The organism is Scytonema hofmannii PCC 7110, from assembly GCF_000346485.2.
Taxonomy (GTDB): domain Bacteria; phylum Cyanobacteriota; class Cyanobacteriia; order Cyanobacteriales; family Nostocaceae; genus Scytonema; species Scytonema hofmannii.
In genome coordinates, this window is record NZ_KQ976354.1 from 9,269,916 (window position 1) to 9,286,010 (window position 16,095).

Genomic DNA, 16,095 nt, shown 5'->3' on the forward strand with positions numbered 1-16,095 from the left:
AAAAAAAGCCGCAGCCTTTGAAATTGAAACGACATCAGACCTAATTTATAAAACTACAGGTGTAAAAACAACTTTATTCAGACCACCAGGCGGAATGATGCATAACGGCTTGGTAAATTATGCTAAAAATCAAAAACACACAGTAGTTATGTGGTCTGCTGACTCCATCGATTACAGCCGTCCTGCTGTACCCAGGCTGGTTAGGAATGTGATGAGAGATTCCGAACCAGGTGGAATTGTGCTGATGCATGATGGTGGTGGAAATCGCACGAAAACCATCCAAGCATTACCGCAAATTATTAGTAATTTTCAAAAACAGGGCTATCGTTTTGTAACTGTTCCAGAACTTCTAGAAATGGAAGATAATGGCATTAAATTGGCAGCAGCTAAAAAGAATACCTTGGCAGCAGTTAAAAAGAAACAGTGACCAGTGACCAGTGACAAGTGACCGAATCACCCTCGTTCCCAGGCTCAGCTTGGGAATACCTTTAGGAAGGCTCCGCCTTCCATAAGAGGATTTGAGGTAGTTTTGATGAGGAGTGGGTATATGCAGGAGTTTGGTTATGATTCCTGAAGGGAGGTTTAGGTTGTTCAACTCATGTGACTTTTACAGAATTTTAGGGAATTATATAGTCATCGCCCTAAAACTTCTGTTGAGACATAAAAATTTATGAAAGTAGAAAGAAATAATAGTGTAGACATATTAAAAGCATTAAGTATTATTTTTGTTTTGATATGGCATTTGCAACCTATTAAATTTATTATAGATAGCAAATCTCATACACTTTTAGTTGTTCTTGCAAGAATTTTTATAGATTTACAATTACAATTATGTTTAATAGCAGTTCCTTTATTTTATATCATTTCTCTTTATCTGTTTTTTCAGAAACCAGAGTTGAAATATTTAAAAAAGAGACTTATTAGATTGATAAAAATATATTTAGCTTGGTCGATTTTCCAAAATATTTTTTATATTATAGCTACGAAAGAATTTCCTACTTGGTCTTGGGATATTATTACAGGTTTACAGCCAAGCTTACCATTAGTTGGGGATTCTGTTTTCTATTTCTTGTTTAATTTAATTATTTTGTCAATCCTGGCTTTTTTCTACCAAATACAATCAAAAAAATTAAAACAGATTGTATCGGTTATACTTGTAGGGTTTTCTTTATTTTATTTTGAAGCACTTTACTTCTTCAATTCCAATCTTCCTTACCATTGGTTAATAAATTTCCTCATTTATATTCCTATTGCTTTTTCTTTAGTAAATAATCCCGAAAAATTTTTAAAGTTTAAAAGTTGCTATTTAATCGCATACGTACTGTTTTCTCTTCATGATATTTACTTGCGTATATATAACCACATTCCAAGTATTTATGGTAGAGTCTCTATTGTTTTTGGAGCTTTGACTATTTTTTGTTATGTTTATTCAACCCAAAACAATCAAAAAAGTTTGTTAGTAGAAAAATTAGCTAAGTACTCCCTTGGTCTATTTGCAATACACAAGTACTGGCAATACTTATTCGTGTTATTACTTCAAAAGTATAAGATAGCTATGACGATAGGTATCTTTGGAATACCTTTAAACATAATTTTCCTGGTAGAAAGTGTTTTTGTGGTATTCTTGACTTCCCTCTCAATTTATCTGTTAAAATCGACTTCTTTTAAGCAGTTTGTTACTTAGGTTTTCGGTCTATTATTTATAGCGAATTTCAATTGGGTAAGGTACAAACTGATGACATCTCACATCTTGTGGAGTGGAGAGCAGTGAGTTGCCCAGAGCAGCGCCGTGCTCTGGTTACTACCAGTTGAAGCAAGTGGCGTGCGACCTACAGAAATCGGTCTGTAGAGGCTATGGCTCTGCTAGATACAGGCGCAAGTGTTAATGTATTACCTTACGAGATCGGTTTGCAACTGGGGGCAGTTTGGAAAGAGCAGACAGTTCCAATCCAGTTGAGCGGTAATTTAGCTCAGATGGAGGCGCGAGGCTTGGTACTGTCAGCGACAGTTGCCGAGTTTCCCTCAGTTTTACTTGCGTTTGCTTGGACACAATCTAGAGAAGCTCCATTAATTCTGGGTCACATGAATTTTTTTGCGGAGTTTAATGTGTGTTTCTATCGTGCTGACCTTGCTTTCGAGTTGCGTCCAAGTCTACGACCTAACATTTAAATTATGGTATTCCTTAACTATCAGCGTCCATTCGCGTTCATCTGCGGTTAAAAAAACCCGGTTTTTCTAAAAAACCGGGTTTGTCATTTATGGTGGGCTTTCGCCCTACCTACACAGAACTGAGCTGCTTTTCAGTTGCGGATTGAGAATTAGCCTCCGGGCTATCAGCCTCAGAAGGTGGAACTAATTGCCAGAACTGAGGCAAAAACTCTTGCCAATTCTCCAGAATCATCTTTGCTTTTCGCGAACCAGTGCGTTCCACATGCGCTTTAATTAACTCTTGCAATTGTTTCTCACCCTCAAGAGTCATAACCCTCTGAAGTTTCACAATTTCTCGGTTAACTAACTCAGGGAACATACCATCTTCATCCAAGAAGTAAGCCAACCCACCAGTCATACCAGCCCCTACATTACGTCCTACTTTTCCAAGCACTACAACAAAACCACCAGTCATGTATTCGCAGCAATGATCTCCTGCGCCTTCAATAACTGCTGTTGCTTTGGAATTCCTGACAGCAAAACGTTCTCCAGCTAAACCGTTTGCAAACAGAAATCCGCCAGTTGCACCGTAAAGACAGGTATTGCCAATAATCACGTTTTGTGCTGGGTTATAGGTCGCTTCCACTGGTGGTTTAATAATTATCTCACCACCATTCATCCCCTTCCCAACGTAGTCATTAGCCTCTCCCTCCAAAGTCAGAGCCATACCGGGAAGATTGAAAGCACCAAAACTTTGCCCAACACTTCCTTTAAAGTTGAGGTTGATTTGTCCTTCAAAACCACTATCACCGTACTGAGAAGCGATCGCACCCGCTAACCGCGCACCAACTGTTCTGTCAGTATTCACGATCGCCATTGTTTTGCTGACAGTAGACTGGTTTTGAATGGCGGCTTGAATATCCGGATCGCCCAACAATTGGTCATCCAAAACAACACCATTGCTGTGAACTTCTTCATGTACCAGCCAATTGCGATTTTCCCGTGAGTCGGGTAACCGAAGCAAGCAATTGAGGTTCAGCGTTTGTGTCTTGGTGGTGTGTACGCCCTCACGCACTCTCAACAGATCGGCGCGTCCAACAACATCTAACAAGGAACGATAGCCAAGTTTCGCTAACAGACTGCGAACTTCCTCTGCAATAAAGTAGAAGAAATTCACAACGTGTTCTGGCGTACCGGGGAAGCGTTTCCGCAGTTCCTCTTTCTGAGACGCAACACCCACAGGGCAATTATTAGTATGGCAGATTCTTGCCATAATGCAGCCCTCAGCAATCATAGCAATGGAACCAAAACCAAATTCTTCGGCTCCCATCAAAGCGCCCATCAGCACGTCCCAACCTGTCTTCAGCCCGCCGTCAACACGTAAAACTACGCGATCGCGCAAGCTATTTTCCATCAACACGCGATGCACTTCCGTTAAACCTAATTCCCACGGTGAACCTGCGTGTTTAATAGAACTCAGTGGTGACGCGCCCGTACCGCCATCGTGTCCGGAAATCTGAATAATATCAGCATTTGCCTTCGCCACCCCTGCAGCAATGGTACCGATACCGACTTCTGCAACCAACTTCACCGAAACTTGAGCTCTAGGATTGATTTGATGCAAGTCAAAAATGAGTTGCGCCAAGTCCTCAATAGAATAGATATCGTGGTGCGGTGGTGGTGAAATTAGCGTCACGCCCGGTTTGGAACGCCGCAACATGGCAATGTAAGGGCTAACCTTTTTCCCAGGAAGTTGTCCGCCTTCACCTGGTTTTGCACCTTGAGCGATTTTAATTTCAATTTGTTTGGCGCTTACCAAATACTCTGGCGTCACACCAAAGCGTCCCGAAGCAACTTGCTTGATGGCACTAGAAGCTCTGTCTCCGTTCCGCAGCCCTTTCAAATGGGGTAGGGTAAGTGAGTCACCAGAACTATCCACATCATCCAAGATTTTGTATCTGACTGGATCTTCCCCACCTTCCCCAGAGTTGGATTTACCGCCAATGCGGTTCATGGCGATCGCCAGAGTTTCGTGTGCTTCTCGTGACAGTGCTCCTAAGGACATTCCACCAGTACAAAAGCGCTTGAAAATTTCGCTCGCTGGCTCTACTTCTTCGATAGAAATGGGAGAGCGATCGCTTTGGAAATCCAGCAAGTCACGCAAAGCCGTTAGCGTTCTTCCTTGCAAGTACTTCTTGTAAACTTCGTAGTGGTCGTATTTCTTCCCATCTACTGCTTTGTGCAGCGCTTTTGCCAGTTCCGGGCTGTTCATGTGGTACTCACCACCAGGACGGTAGTTGACAAAGCCAAGGTTTTCTAACTTCTTGGTTATCAGTTCTGGAAAAGCCTTACAGTGGAACGTTAAAACTTCTTGTGCTAGTTCGCTAACACTCAAGCCCCCCACACGAGAAGCTGTTCCATAAAATCCGAGTTCTAGTAAATCTTGACCGATCCCAATTGCTTCAAAGATTTGTGCGCCTTGGTAACTGGAGAGCAAAGAAATTCCCATTTTCGAGAGAATCTTTAACAACCCGCTTTCTATTGCTTTACGGTAGTTAGCAAGAGCTTGCTCCAAACTCATGGCAGTAATTTTTCCCCGTTCCATAAACTGTTGAGTTTTGGGGTCAAACCACCAATTACGTACCGTGTCCAAAGCCATGTATGGACAAACTGCTGCAGCACCGTAACCAATTAAGCAGGCGAAGTGATGGGTACTCCAGCATTGGGCGGTATTGACAATCAGAGACGTTTTCATCCGCAGCCCTTCGCGGATCAGGTGGTGGTGGACTGCACCTATTGCCAGCAAAGGAGGAATGTAGGTGTACTCAGTCCCAATTCCCAGTGCATTCTCTGCTTGAGGGCGATCGCTCAATATCAAAATTTTCGCACCTGCTCGCACCGACTCAGCAGCCTGTGCTTGTAGAGTTTTGACTGCGGCTTGCAACCCAGAGGGACCTTTGTCAATTTCAAACAGGGTTGATAATTCATCTGTTGCAAATCCCGACAGTTTGATAGCCTCTAATTCTGCTTCTTGCAGAACTGGTGAATCTAGCATCAGTCTGCGGGCATATTCTGGCTTTGGATCTAATAAATTGCCCCGTTCTCCCAATTCTGCTTTCAGAGACATCACCAGACTTTCCCGTAGGGGATCGATCGCTGGATTCGTCACCTGAGCAAAGCGCTGTTTGAAATAGTCATACAGCAAGTGGGGTTTTCCTGACAATATTGCCAGAGGAATATCATCCCCCATACAGAAAGTTGCTTCCTTACCATCTATTGCCATTGGCTGAATCACCATGTCCACATCTTCTGTGGTGTAGCCAAAAGCTGTTTGTTGCTGGAGGAGAGTTTGTTTATCTGGGGGATTTTGGATTTTGGATTTTGGATTTTGGATTTTGGATTGGGAACTGGATGAAGCTCCATTCCCATTGCCCATTGCCCATTGCCCATTGCCCAATTTCTGACGATACTGGCGCAACCATTCCCCATAGGGATGCTGCTTGGCTATGCGCTGCTTAATTTCCCAGTTTTTCAGGACTTCGTGGCTTTCTAAATCTACAGCAATCATTTGCCCCGGTCCGAGTCTCCCTTTCTCAATAATGTCAGATTCGGCAAAGCTGACCACACCTGCTTCTGAAGCAACTACGATGTAGTCATCCTTGGTAATGCAGTAACGCGCTGGTCTTAAGCCATTGCGGTCAAGTGTTGCTCCAACTTTCCGCCCATCGCTAAACACCAACAGTGCGGGGCCGTCCCAAGCTTCTTGCAAGCCACTATAGTATTCGTAAAAGTCAACTATCTCAGGATAGGTTCCTAATTCTGGTTGATTTTGGTAAGCCTCTGGAACCATAATCATGATGGCTTCTAAGGGGCTGCGTCCGGAATGCACTAGCAACTCAAACACGTTGTCTAAATTTGCTGAGTCACTGCTGTCAATATTGACGAATGGCTTTAGTTCATTAATCCGAACGCCCCAAACTGGGTGATTTAAGATTGCTTCTCTAGCCACCATCCAGTTAATATTCCCTAACAGAGTGTTGATTTCTCCATTGTGACCCAAAAGCCGCATGGGTTGAGCTAGGGGCCACTTGGGCATAGTATTGGTACTAAAGCGGCGGTGATAGACAACAAACGGGCTTGTGTATGATGGGTTTTTTAAATCTTGATAAAAAGCCCCCAACACTGCCGAACGTACCATACCCTTATAAATGATGGTTCGGCTAGAAAGCGAGCAGATGTAAAAGTCGTCTGACCACGGGTTGTCATTTTGGCGAACGGCTTTATGAATTCGGCGACGTATGATGTAAAGCGATCGCTCTAATTCATCACCTCTTTTCTCTTCTGATGCTACAAAAAGTTGTTCGATCTGGGGTTGATTTTCTCTTGCTTGTATCCCCAATAATTCAGGTTGTACTGGAACCACTCGCCAGCCCAATACAATTAATTTCTCCTCAATCGCCACTTGCTCGACAAGCGCCCTAGCTTTTTGCGCTGTTTCCTCATCTTGAGGTAAAAATATCATTCCCACAGCCATATTACCTGTAGAAAAACCTTGTTTCCCCCATGCAGCTAGATCTTGTTGGAACAATTCCCAAGGCAGAGCGGTCAATATTCCTGCACCATCACCCGAATCTTGGTCTGCACTACAACCACCCCTATGTTCCAAACAACTTAAAGCACCCAAAGCTTTTTCTACGACTTCATGGCTAGCTTGATTTTGGCGATGGGCAATAAAACCCACACCACAAGCATCCCGCTCTTCCACTAACCATCTTTGACCTGGATAGGTGTACCCGTCGGTAATATCAGAATGTGTCATGTTTTGTTGTTGATTCATCCTTTTGTTATCCCTGACAACGTGAGTTATGAATTTTGCTACTTCTTGTTAGGAAAATTTCTAAATTCCAAGATGTCTAATACAGAGTGACTGATTTTTAGGGAAAAAAAATTTTAACTTCGGGCTTTTATTTTTGTTTGACCCATGTTAAAATTACTTCGGTATTTTTTATGTGTTTATCCTGAGTGAATTAAACTACTTCCGAACTATAGGTTTTTACTTAAGTACGCTCACTAGATGAGTTGGCTAGTTCTTGGACAATCTTCTGTTAACTCAATAAGCGCGGCGTACCCGAAACAGTTGTGAAATACGATCTCACGACTCTTAACGGGATGTTATTCGGATTTAGCAACAAAATCAGCGTATTACACTATATGCCCATTTGACAATTCCTATCCTACATATCTCTTGTGTGTTCTGACTTTTTACCTGTTCTTCTTCGCCACTTGTATTGCCACTTGCTTGACTTCTGATAAGAATATAAGGATAAAAACTTCATCTGTTGAATGGATACAAACCTCTAAACTTATCTGCGAAAAAAATATTTAACGCGAAGTGTCCGTATCCCATGCTCCACTTCATCCGTGAGGTAAACTTTATCCTTCATACTTTATACTTCATCCTTTTTACAGCAATCCAATACACCTGCGATTATTAAAAATTGCATAGCACTCTTGTCACTGATAGTCTGGTAAGCTTGGCTCCAACTAGAACGAGTCTAGTCGAAGCCCCTTGCCTAAAGGCATGGGGTTGCCTACAATCGCATTATTTAAACAAAATCTTGTTTTCAGAGATAAAAAGCCCATATATACAATATCACATTCAAATCGTCACAAAACTCTTGTCATCATTTTTTGATGTTCCCATGAGTAAATTACCGAAATATGTTTTCCTAAATACGTCAAAAGCCATGGTAATAATACTGAGTTATTTCCTAACACGAAATAGCCGTTTTGCAGTCAATAAAAGTAGTCATCGTTTTCTTAAGGTTGTCATACCGTCAGTACTTTCAACTCTACTTTGCCTGGTAAGTATATATAATAGTGCGAAAGCGCAACCTTCAACATCAAACGCACCAACTCCAAAACCTTTAGCTCCTGCATTACCGGGAGTGGTGTCCTATGGCGATCGAGTTGCTCTCAACGGTCGCATTTTACCTGGGGCTTGGTTGCAACAAAAGTCTCGAACTGGGAAAATTAACACTCATCTTAGTGATGGGGCTATTGAGCAATTACTGGGAGTCGATTTATTAAATAATAACAACCCAACCAAACAACCGATACAGTGGTTTTCTTCATCCACAAACCCTGTCGTTTTAACCAGTTCGATCGCCACAGGATATCGGTATCTAGACATAACAAACTTTGCTCATACTACCGGATGGCAGATCCAAGCGAATGGTAACACTCTGGTAATTTCTACGCCAAGTGCGAAAGTAGTTAATATTGGTCAGGGTAGGCAAACTAATGGTGGTACCATCATTATAAATTTAAATCGTCCAACTCCCTGGCAAATTTCACAGGGATTACCCATACCAAAGTCTCCAATTTCACCACTTGACTCTGACGCTGCAACTCCCAAACCCGCATCACCACCAAACCGAGAATGGATCGTGACTGTAGAAGGGATAGCCGATCCCAACCTATTGGGAGGAGTGAGAGAGGAAGAGAGTGAGAGAGGGAGGGAAGAAAGCACTTCGTTACCGACGCAAGTTCCAACACCCGACTCGTTAATTCAACAAGTAGAAGTTGCCAACAACCAAACGATAGTTAGACTCAGCGTTCCCTTTGGTTTTGCTCCTCGGGTAAATACTTTAGCCAACCCCAACCGCTTGAGCATAGAAATTCGACCCGATGCAATGCCAGAGCGTAATATTGTATGGGCGACAGGATTGAGATGGCGACAGCAGTACCTAAATTTAGGTCAAAATCGCTTTCCAGTCACATGGTTGGAAATTAACCCCCGTACAAGCGGGATAAAGTTGAAACCAATTTGGACAAATTCCGATACGATGGTTGGAACTGCGCCTCTGATTCAAACCGCACAACAGCAAACAGCAGTTGCAGCCATTAATGGTGGCTATTTTAACCGTAATAACCGATTGCCTTTAGGCGCACTTCGCCGGGATAATTTATGGTTGTCAGGACCTATTCTCAATCGGGGCGCGATCGCTTGGAATGATTCCGGACAGTTTTACATCGATCACCTCACTTTACAAGAAACCATAATTGCACCAAACAAGGTACAGTTACCAATTCTTTATCTAAATAGTGGCTACGTTCAGAGTGGCATTGCTCGTTACACCCCTGCATGGGGAGCAACTTACACCCCTCTCACCGATAATGAAATCATCTTGGTCGTACAACAAAATAAAATTCTCAATCAATTGACACTAAGTAAAGCAGGTGAAACAGCTGTTCCCATTCCCCAAGATGGTTACCTGCTGACTTTTCGTGGGTTAGCCACGGCCAACGCCTTACGATTACCCGTGAATTCCACAATCAAGATTAATAGTTCTACCACTACTACTGAGTTTAACCGTTATCCCCACATAGTAGGGGCAGGTCCTTTGCTGTTGCGGAACCGCCAGATTGTGCTTGATGCCAAGGGAGAAAAATTTAGTGATGCTTTCATCGCGGAAAAAGCCGTTCGCAGTGGGATTTGTACAACAGCAACAGGAAATTTAGCGATCGCAGCAGTACACAATCGTGCAGGTGGTAGTGGACCGACCTTAGCAGAACACGCGCAGTTAATGCAGCTTTTGGGGTGTGTTAATGCTCTCAATTTAGACGGGGGTAGTTCTACCAGTCTTTACCTGGGGGGTCAACTCCTGGATCGTTCTCCCAATACCGCAGCTCGCGTTCATAACGGAATTGGGGTGTTTAACAGTGACCAGTGACCAGTGACCAGTGACCAGTGACCAGTGATCAGTGACCAGTGACCAGTGACCAGTGACAAATAACTTTAAAGCTTATAATAAGTTGCCACGTTATTTAATGAAGAATTCGTGTAGAGATGTGATTTGTGGAAATCATTGATTACACTTCCAAAGTTCATTTGCTATGGTTGGCAAAGTGGCATGAATCAGTCACCATCAGGGATCTGAAACATTGATCGCCTTTTTTTCATCAATATTCTTATAGGTGCTGACGGTTTGTTCTGTCAAAAGATAATGAGGTAACTATGGTTCAAATTCACGAGGCAACACAAGCTAACACATTGACTCTTCCTGCAGCCGTGACTGCTAGAGGAGTTGCTGCTACAGAACTTCGTCCTTGGGGTTCTTTCACCGTGCTCGAAGAAGGACGCGGATACAAAATTAAGCGCATTGAAGTTAAGCCTGGACACCGCCTCAGCTTACAAATGCATCACCATCGCAGCGAGCACTGGATTGTTGTCTCTGGTACAGCTAAGGTCGTTTGTGGCGATCGCGAAGTGCTTCTGAGAAATAACGAATCTACTTATGTACCTCAGTGTACAGCTCATCGCTTAGAAAATCCTGGCGTCATTCCCTTGGTATTGATTGAAGTCCAAAATGGCGAGTATTTAGGTGAAGATGATATTGTTCGATACCAAGACGACTACGCCCGTACTCAAGACCTCAATCAACAATAGCTCTGACTCAATAAGCGCGAGCCGTCTATTATGTCGTAACGGCTGAAAGTTTTTCTCTCTAATTCAAAACCAAATACTTAGTTCACCTTAAACGGTTAAGGACAGGTTAAAATTTGCATTCCACAAGTCATGTATGGTTTTGTGGAGTAGGTCTTGCCTGTCCTTTTGGTACGTTTACAGCATTCAGGTGAATATTATAAAGTAAAGATGTGCTGAATTTTGATATAATATAGTAGCATGAGTTTTAATTGCATTGCGGAGCGCGATGATTCAACTGAGTTCAGCAGCTGCTAATGAAATTGAGCGACTCAAATCAAAGCAGCAGGCGTCACACATATTTTTTCGCCTAGCAGTTAAATCCGGTGGTTGTTCCGGGTTGTACTATGACATGTCTTTTGATGAGGCGGCGAAACTTGGCGATCGCGTTGTTACCACTAATGGTCTTCAAGTGGTTATAGATGCTGAAAGCCAAAAATATGTGAACGGCTTAACTGTAGATTACTCAGAAGATTTGATGGGCGGAGGCTTTCGCTTCCAAAACCCTCAAGCAAGCGTTAGTTGCGGCTGTGGTAATTCTTTCTCAACTGCGAAGGAATAGGGCTTGTAATTTAGAGTCCCAGTTAAACAAAACTTGTCATTTGTCTTTTGTCCTTTGCCTCAATCAATGGCAAATGACAAAACACGAATGACAAATGACAAAAAAACTTGACACAAAACCCGAAAGAAAAGCTATAATCAGGATTTGTTGTTACTTAGAATAAAAGCAGCTTTTCGCGCTGTAACTCATGCCAACAATACAGCAACTTATACGTACTGAACGCGAAAAAGCGCGTCAGAAAACCAAGTCCCCAGCTCTGAAGGAATGCCCTCAGCGCCGAGGTGTGTGTACCAGAGTATACACAACCACACCCAAAAAGCCTAACTCAGCTTTACGCAAAGTAGCAAGGGTAAGATTAACATCTGGATTTGAGGTCACCGCCTACATTCCAGGAATTGGTCACAACTTGCAAGAACACTCAGTGGTTATGATTCGTGGCGGTAGGGTTAAGGACTTACCAGGCGTGAGATACCACATCATTCGTGGAACCTTAGATACAGCCGGAGTCAAAGACCGCAAACAAGGTCGTTCTAAGTATGGAACGAAGCGTCCTAAGAAAGCATAAAGCAGTGCTGAGTATTGAGTGCTGAGCAACACAGGGTTTCCTCGGCACTTGGCACTAGAGTATTGAAGGGAGTAGGGAGTAGGGAGTAGGGAATAGGAATGAAGCGATTTTTAACCCCTACCTCCTACCCCCTACTCTCCACTTCCCACTCCCTACTCCCTAGTGAAAGAACGAAACTAAAGGTTACTAAGTATGTCTCGTAGAGGTGTAATTCAAAGGCGTCCAGTTCCTTCTGACTCTGTGTACAATAGCCGTCTTGTCAGTATGATGATTAGACGTATTATGCGTCACGGCAAAAAATCGCTAGCCGCACGCATAGTTTATGATGCTATGAAAACAATTCAGGAAAGGATTGGAGGCGATCCATTAGAAGTGTTTGAAAGAGCAGTGCGAAATGCAACTCCATTGGTAGAGGTGAAAGCCCGTCGTGTAGGCGGTGCTACTTATCAAGTTCCAATGGAAGTCCGTTCCGAACGGGGTACGACTCTTGCCTTACGTTGGCTGGTTCAGTTCTCTAGATCTAGACCCGGTCGGACAATGGCAGGTAGACTGGCAAATGAGTTGATGGATGCAGCAAACGAAACCGGTAACGCCATTCGCAAGCGGGAAGAAACGCACCGCATGGCTGAAGCGAATAAAGCATTTGCACACTATCGCTACTAGAGAAGGATGAAGGATAAAGGATGAAGGATAAAAACAATGAATTAAGTTATTACTTTATCCTTGATACTTTATACTTTATCCTTCAAAAGACGGTTTTCCGTAAGAGTATACTAACTTAACAAAGTGTAATATACAAGATATCATGAGGCGAAAACTATAGGAGGCAGCTGTGGCACGTAACCACCCGCTAGAGAAAGTACGCAACATAGGTATTGCGGCGCATATAGATGCGGGCAAAACCACAACAACAGAGAGGATATTATTTTACTCTGGGATAATTCATAAGATTGGTGAAGTTCACGAAGGAACCGCTGTTACCGACTGGATGGAACAGGAGAGAGAGCGGGGAATTACTATTACTGCTGCTGCTATCAGTACCAGTTGGAAAAATCATCAAATTAACATTATTGATACTCCCGGACACGTAGACTTCACCATAGAAGTAGAGCGTTCGATGCGGGTGCTAGATGGTGTTATTACAGTGCTATGTTCTGTAGGTGGCGTGCAACCCCAAACAGAAACTGTATGGCGTCAAGCAGACCGTTACAAAGTGCCTCGAATCGTGTTTATCAACAAGATGGATCGCACGGGCGCAAGCTTCTATAAGGTTTACGATCAAATACGCGATCGCCTGCGGGCAAATGCGATTGCCATTCAGTTACCCATAGGCAGTGAAAACGAGTTCAAAGGTATCGTTGACTTGGTAAAGATGAGCGCATACATCTACACCAATGACCAGGGAACCGATATTCAGGAAACAGCCATCCCCGAAGATATGGCGGCTCAGGTAGAAGAATACCGTAGCAAGCTGATTGAAGCAGTCGCGGAAACCGACGACGATCTGATGAACAAGTACTTCGAGGGTGAAGAACTGACTGAGGAAGAAGTTCGCAAAGCACTGCGGAAAGGCACAGTTGCAGGCACCATCGTGCCAACGCTTTGTGGTTCAGCATTCAAAAACAAAGGCGTACAGCTGCTATTGGATGCAGTGGTAGACTACCTACCCGCACCAAGTGATGTACCACCAATTCAAGGTACAGTACCCTCTGGGGAAACTGTTGAACGTCGTGCTGACGATAACGAACCCCTGTCAGCGCTAGCTTTCAAGATTATGGCAGACCCCTACGGTCGTCTGACATTCGTTCGCGTCTATTCTGGTGTTCTGAAGAAAGGCAGTTACGTCCTCAACGCTACCAAAGGAAAGAAAGAACGAATTTCCCGCTTGGTGGTGTTAAAAGCAGACGACCGATTGGACGTTGACGAACTCAGAGCCGGCGATTTGGGAGCTGCGTTGGGATTGAAAGATACCTTGACAGGTGACACATTATGTGACGAGGGTGCATTAGTTATTCTCGAATCCCTATACATTCCCGAGCCTGTTATCTCGGTGGCGGTTGAACCCAAGACCAAAAATGACATGGACAAATTGTCCAAGGCTCTGCAATCTCTCTCGGAAGAAGACCCCACCTTCCGCGTGAGCGTGAATCCGGAAACCAACCAAACCGTGATTGCAGGGATGGGTGAGCTTCACCTAGAAATTCTGGTAGACCGGATGTTACGCGAATTTAAAGTGGAAGCAAACGTTGGTGCACCACAAGTTGCTTACCGCGAAACCGTTCGCAAACCCGTAACCAGAGTAGAAGGTAAATTCATCCGGCAGAGTGGTGGTAAAGGTCAGTACGGTCACGTTGTCATTGACTTGGAGCCAGGGGAACCCGGAAGCGGTTTTGAATTTGTCTCCAAGATTGTGGGCGGTACCGTACCTAAAGAGTACATATCGCCTGTGGAATCAGGTATCAAAGAAACCTGTGAATCCGGCATATTAGCTGGATACCCACTCATTGATATCAAGGCAACCTTGGTCGATGGGTCTTACCACGAAGTAGACTCTTCAGAAATGGCTTTCAAAATTGCTGGTTCAATGGCAGTGAAAGAAGCAGCCATGAAGGCTTCACCAATTCTGTTAGAGCCTATGATGAAAGTTGAGGTAGAAGTTCCCGAAGCCTTCCTTGGGGATGTAATGGGCGACCTCAATTCCCGTCGCGGACAAATTGAGGGCATGGGATCTGAAGCAGGGCTTGCGAAAGTAACTGCCAAAGTACCATTGTCAGAGATGTTTGGCTATGCTACTGACATCCGGTCTAAGACACAAGGTAGGGGCATCTTCTCAATGGAATTTAGCAACTATGAAGAAGTACCTCGCAACGTAGCTGAGGCAATCATAGCTAAAAGCAAAGGGAACGCTTAACGGTCATTAGTCATTAGTCATTGGTCATTGGTCATTGGTCATTGGTCATTCGTAAAAGACAAAGGACAAAGGGCAATTGACAAAGGACAAAAGACAATTGACAAAGGACAAAAGACAATTGACAAAGGACAATTGACAAAGGACAAAACAATTCATGGCACGCGCAAAGTTTGAACGGAATAAACCCCACGTCAACATCGGTACAATTGGTCACGTTGACCATGGTAAAACCACTTTAACAGCAGCCATCACCATGACCTTAGCGGCTATGGGTCAGGCGCAGGCAAGAAAGTACGATGAAATTGATGCTGCGCCAGAAGAAAAGGCACGGGGTATTACCATCAACACCGCTCACGTAGAGTATGAAACCGCAAATCGGCATTATGCTCACGTGGACTGTCCCGGACACGCAGACTATGTGAAGAACATGATCACTGGTGCTGCTCAAATGGATGGTGGTATTCTGGTGGTTTCCGCAGCTGACGGACCCATGCCTCAAACCCGCGAACACATCTTGCTAGCAAGACAGGTTGGTGTACCTAGCCTGGTTGTTTTCTTGAATAAAGAAGATATGGTGGACGACGCAGAACTTCTGGAACTGGTAGAATTAGAAGTCCGGGAACTGCTGTCTAGCTACCAATTCCCTGGTGATGACATTCCAATTGTCATCGGCTCTGGTTTGCAAGCGCTAGAAAAAATGACTGCTAACCCCAAAACTCAGCGGGGTGAAGATCCTTGGGTAGATAAAATCTACAAACTGATGGATGCTGTAGACGCCTACATTCCCACCCCCGAACGCGATATAGACAAGCCTTTCTTAATGGCAGTAGAAGACGTGTTCTCCATCACAGGTCGCGGTACCGTAGCTACCGGGCGGATTGAGCGAGGTAAAGTGAAAATTGGTGATAACGTGGAACTCGTAGGTATCAAACCTACTCGCAGCACCACCGTTACCGGGATCGAGATGTTCAAGAAGAGTCTTGAAGAAGGTATGGCTGGGGATAATGCTGGAATACTACTGCGCGGTATCCAAAAAGGTGATATTGAACGGGGAATGGTAATCGCTAAGCCCGGTTCCATCACTCCACACACCCAATTTGAAGGTGAAGTGTACGTGTTGACAGAAAAAGAAGGTGGTCGCAAAACACCTTTCTTCGCTGGCTACCGTCCTCAATTCTACGTGCGGACAACAGACGTAACCGGCACCATCAAAGCTTTCACCAGTGATGATGGCACTGAAGCAGAAATGGTAATGCCCGGTGACCGCATCAAAGTTAGCGTAGAACTCATCAACGCGATCGCGATCGAGCAAGGAATGCGCTTCGCTATTCGTGAAGGTGGTCGTACCATCGGTGCTGGTGTTGTTTCCAAAATTCTCAAATAGTACCTTTGCACCTTAACTAAAAAAGGAGCAGAGATGG

The 16,095-nt window shown here is 44.1% G+C and carries 10 protein-coding genes and 1 pseudogene; 10 read left to right on the forward strand and 1 reads right to left on the reverse strand.

Annotation, left to right across the window (positions count from 1 at the left end; genetic code table 11):
• The 3 genes and pseudogenes from WA1_RS60765 to WA1_RS39175 form a co-directional block, all read left to right on the forward strand.
• On the forward strand, positions 1 to 427 hold a 427-nt coding region (locus WA1_RS60765; RefSeq protein ID WP_272819323.1), incomplete at its 5' end, for a polysaccharide deacetylase family protein.
• Between the two features lie 243 nt (positions 428 to 670).
• A complete protein-coding gene (locus WA1_RS39170) occupies positions 671 to 1,684 on the forward strand; it encodes an acyltransferase family protein (RefSeq protein ID WP_017746062.1) in 1,014 nt (337 codons plus the stop codon).
• Between the two features lie 143 nt (positions 1,685 to 1,827).
• A pseudogene (locus WA1_RS39175) lies at positions 1,828 to 2,169 on the forward strand (pepsin/retropepsin-like aspartic protease family protein); the annotation flags it as partial.
• A gap of 109 nt (positions 2,170 to 2,278) precedes the next feature.
• On the opposite strand, the gene WA1_RS39180 reads toward WA1_RS39175, so the two are convergent.
• Positions 2,279 to 6,985, reverse strand: a complete 4,707-nt coding sequence (locus tag WA1_RS39180) for a glutamate synthase-related protein (protein ID WP_017746064.1) — start codon at positions 6,983 to 6,985, stop codon at positions 2,279 to 2,281.
• Positions 6,986 to 7,895: 910 nt separating this feature from the next.
• Here WA1_RS39180 and WA1_RS39185 point away from each other — a divergent pair.
• From WA1_RS39185 to tuf, 7 genes are all read left to right on the forward strand, one after another.
• On the forward strand, positions 7,896 to 9,884 hold the full coding sequence (locus tag WA1_RS39185; protein ID WP_017746065.1) for a phosphodiester glycosidase family protein: 1,989 nt from the start codon (positions 7,896 to 7,898) through the stop codon (positions 9,882 to 9,884).
• A 284-nt stretch (positions 9,885 to 10,168) separates the two neighbouring features.
• Complete coding sequence (locus WA1_RS39190) at positions 10,169 to 10,600, forward strand: phosphomannose isomerase type II C-terminal cupin domain (RefSeq protein ID WP_017746066.1); 432 nt, start codon at positions 10,169 to 10,171, stop codon at positions 10,598 to 10,600.
• A gap of 265 nt (positions 10,601 to 10,865) precedes the next feature.
• Complete coding sequence (locus tag WA1_RS39195) at positions 10,866 to 11,198, forward strand: HesB/IscA family protein (RefSeq protein WP_017746067.1); 333 nt, start codon at positions 10,866 to 10,868, stop codon at positions 11,196 to 11,198.
• A gap of 187 nt (positions 11,199 to 11,385) precedes the next feature.
• The gene (gene rpsL / locus WA1_RS39200) at positions 11,386 to 11,763 is read left to right on the forward strand and encodes a 30S ribosomal protein S12 (protein ID WP_017746068.1); all 378 of its coding nucleotides are present in this window, start codon (positions 11,386 to 11,388) and stop codon (positions 11,761 to 11,763) included.
• A 192-nt stretch (positions 11,764 to 11,955) separates the two neighbouring features.
• Positions 11,956 to 12,426 (forward strand): 30S ribosomal protein S7, encoded by a 471-nt coding sequence (rpsG, locus tag WA1_RS39205; protein ID WP_017746069.1) that lies wholly within the window; start codon positions 11,956 to 11,958, stop codon positions 12,424 to 12,426.
• A 169-nt stretch (positions 12,427 to 12,595) separates the two neighbouring features.
• Positions 12,596 to 14,674, forward strand: a complete 2,079-nt coding sequence (gene fusA, locus WA1_RS39210; protein ID WP_017746070.1) for an elongation factor G — start codon at positions 12,596 to 12,598, stop codon at positions 14,672 to 14,674.
• 154 nt (positions 14,675 to 14,828) lie between these two features.
• On the forward strand, positions 14,829 to 16,058 hold the full coding sequence (tuf, locus tag WA1_RS39215; protein ID WP_017746071.1) for an elongation factor Tu: 1,230 nt from the start codon (positions 14,829 to 14,831) through the stop codon (positions 16,056 to 16,058).
• The last annotated feature ends 37 nt before the right edge of the window (positions 16,059 to 16,095 follow it).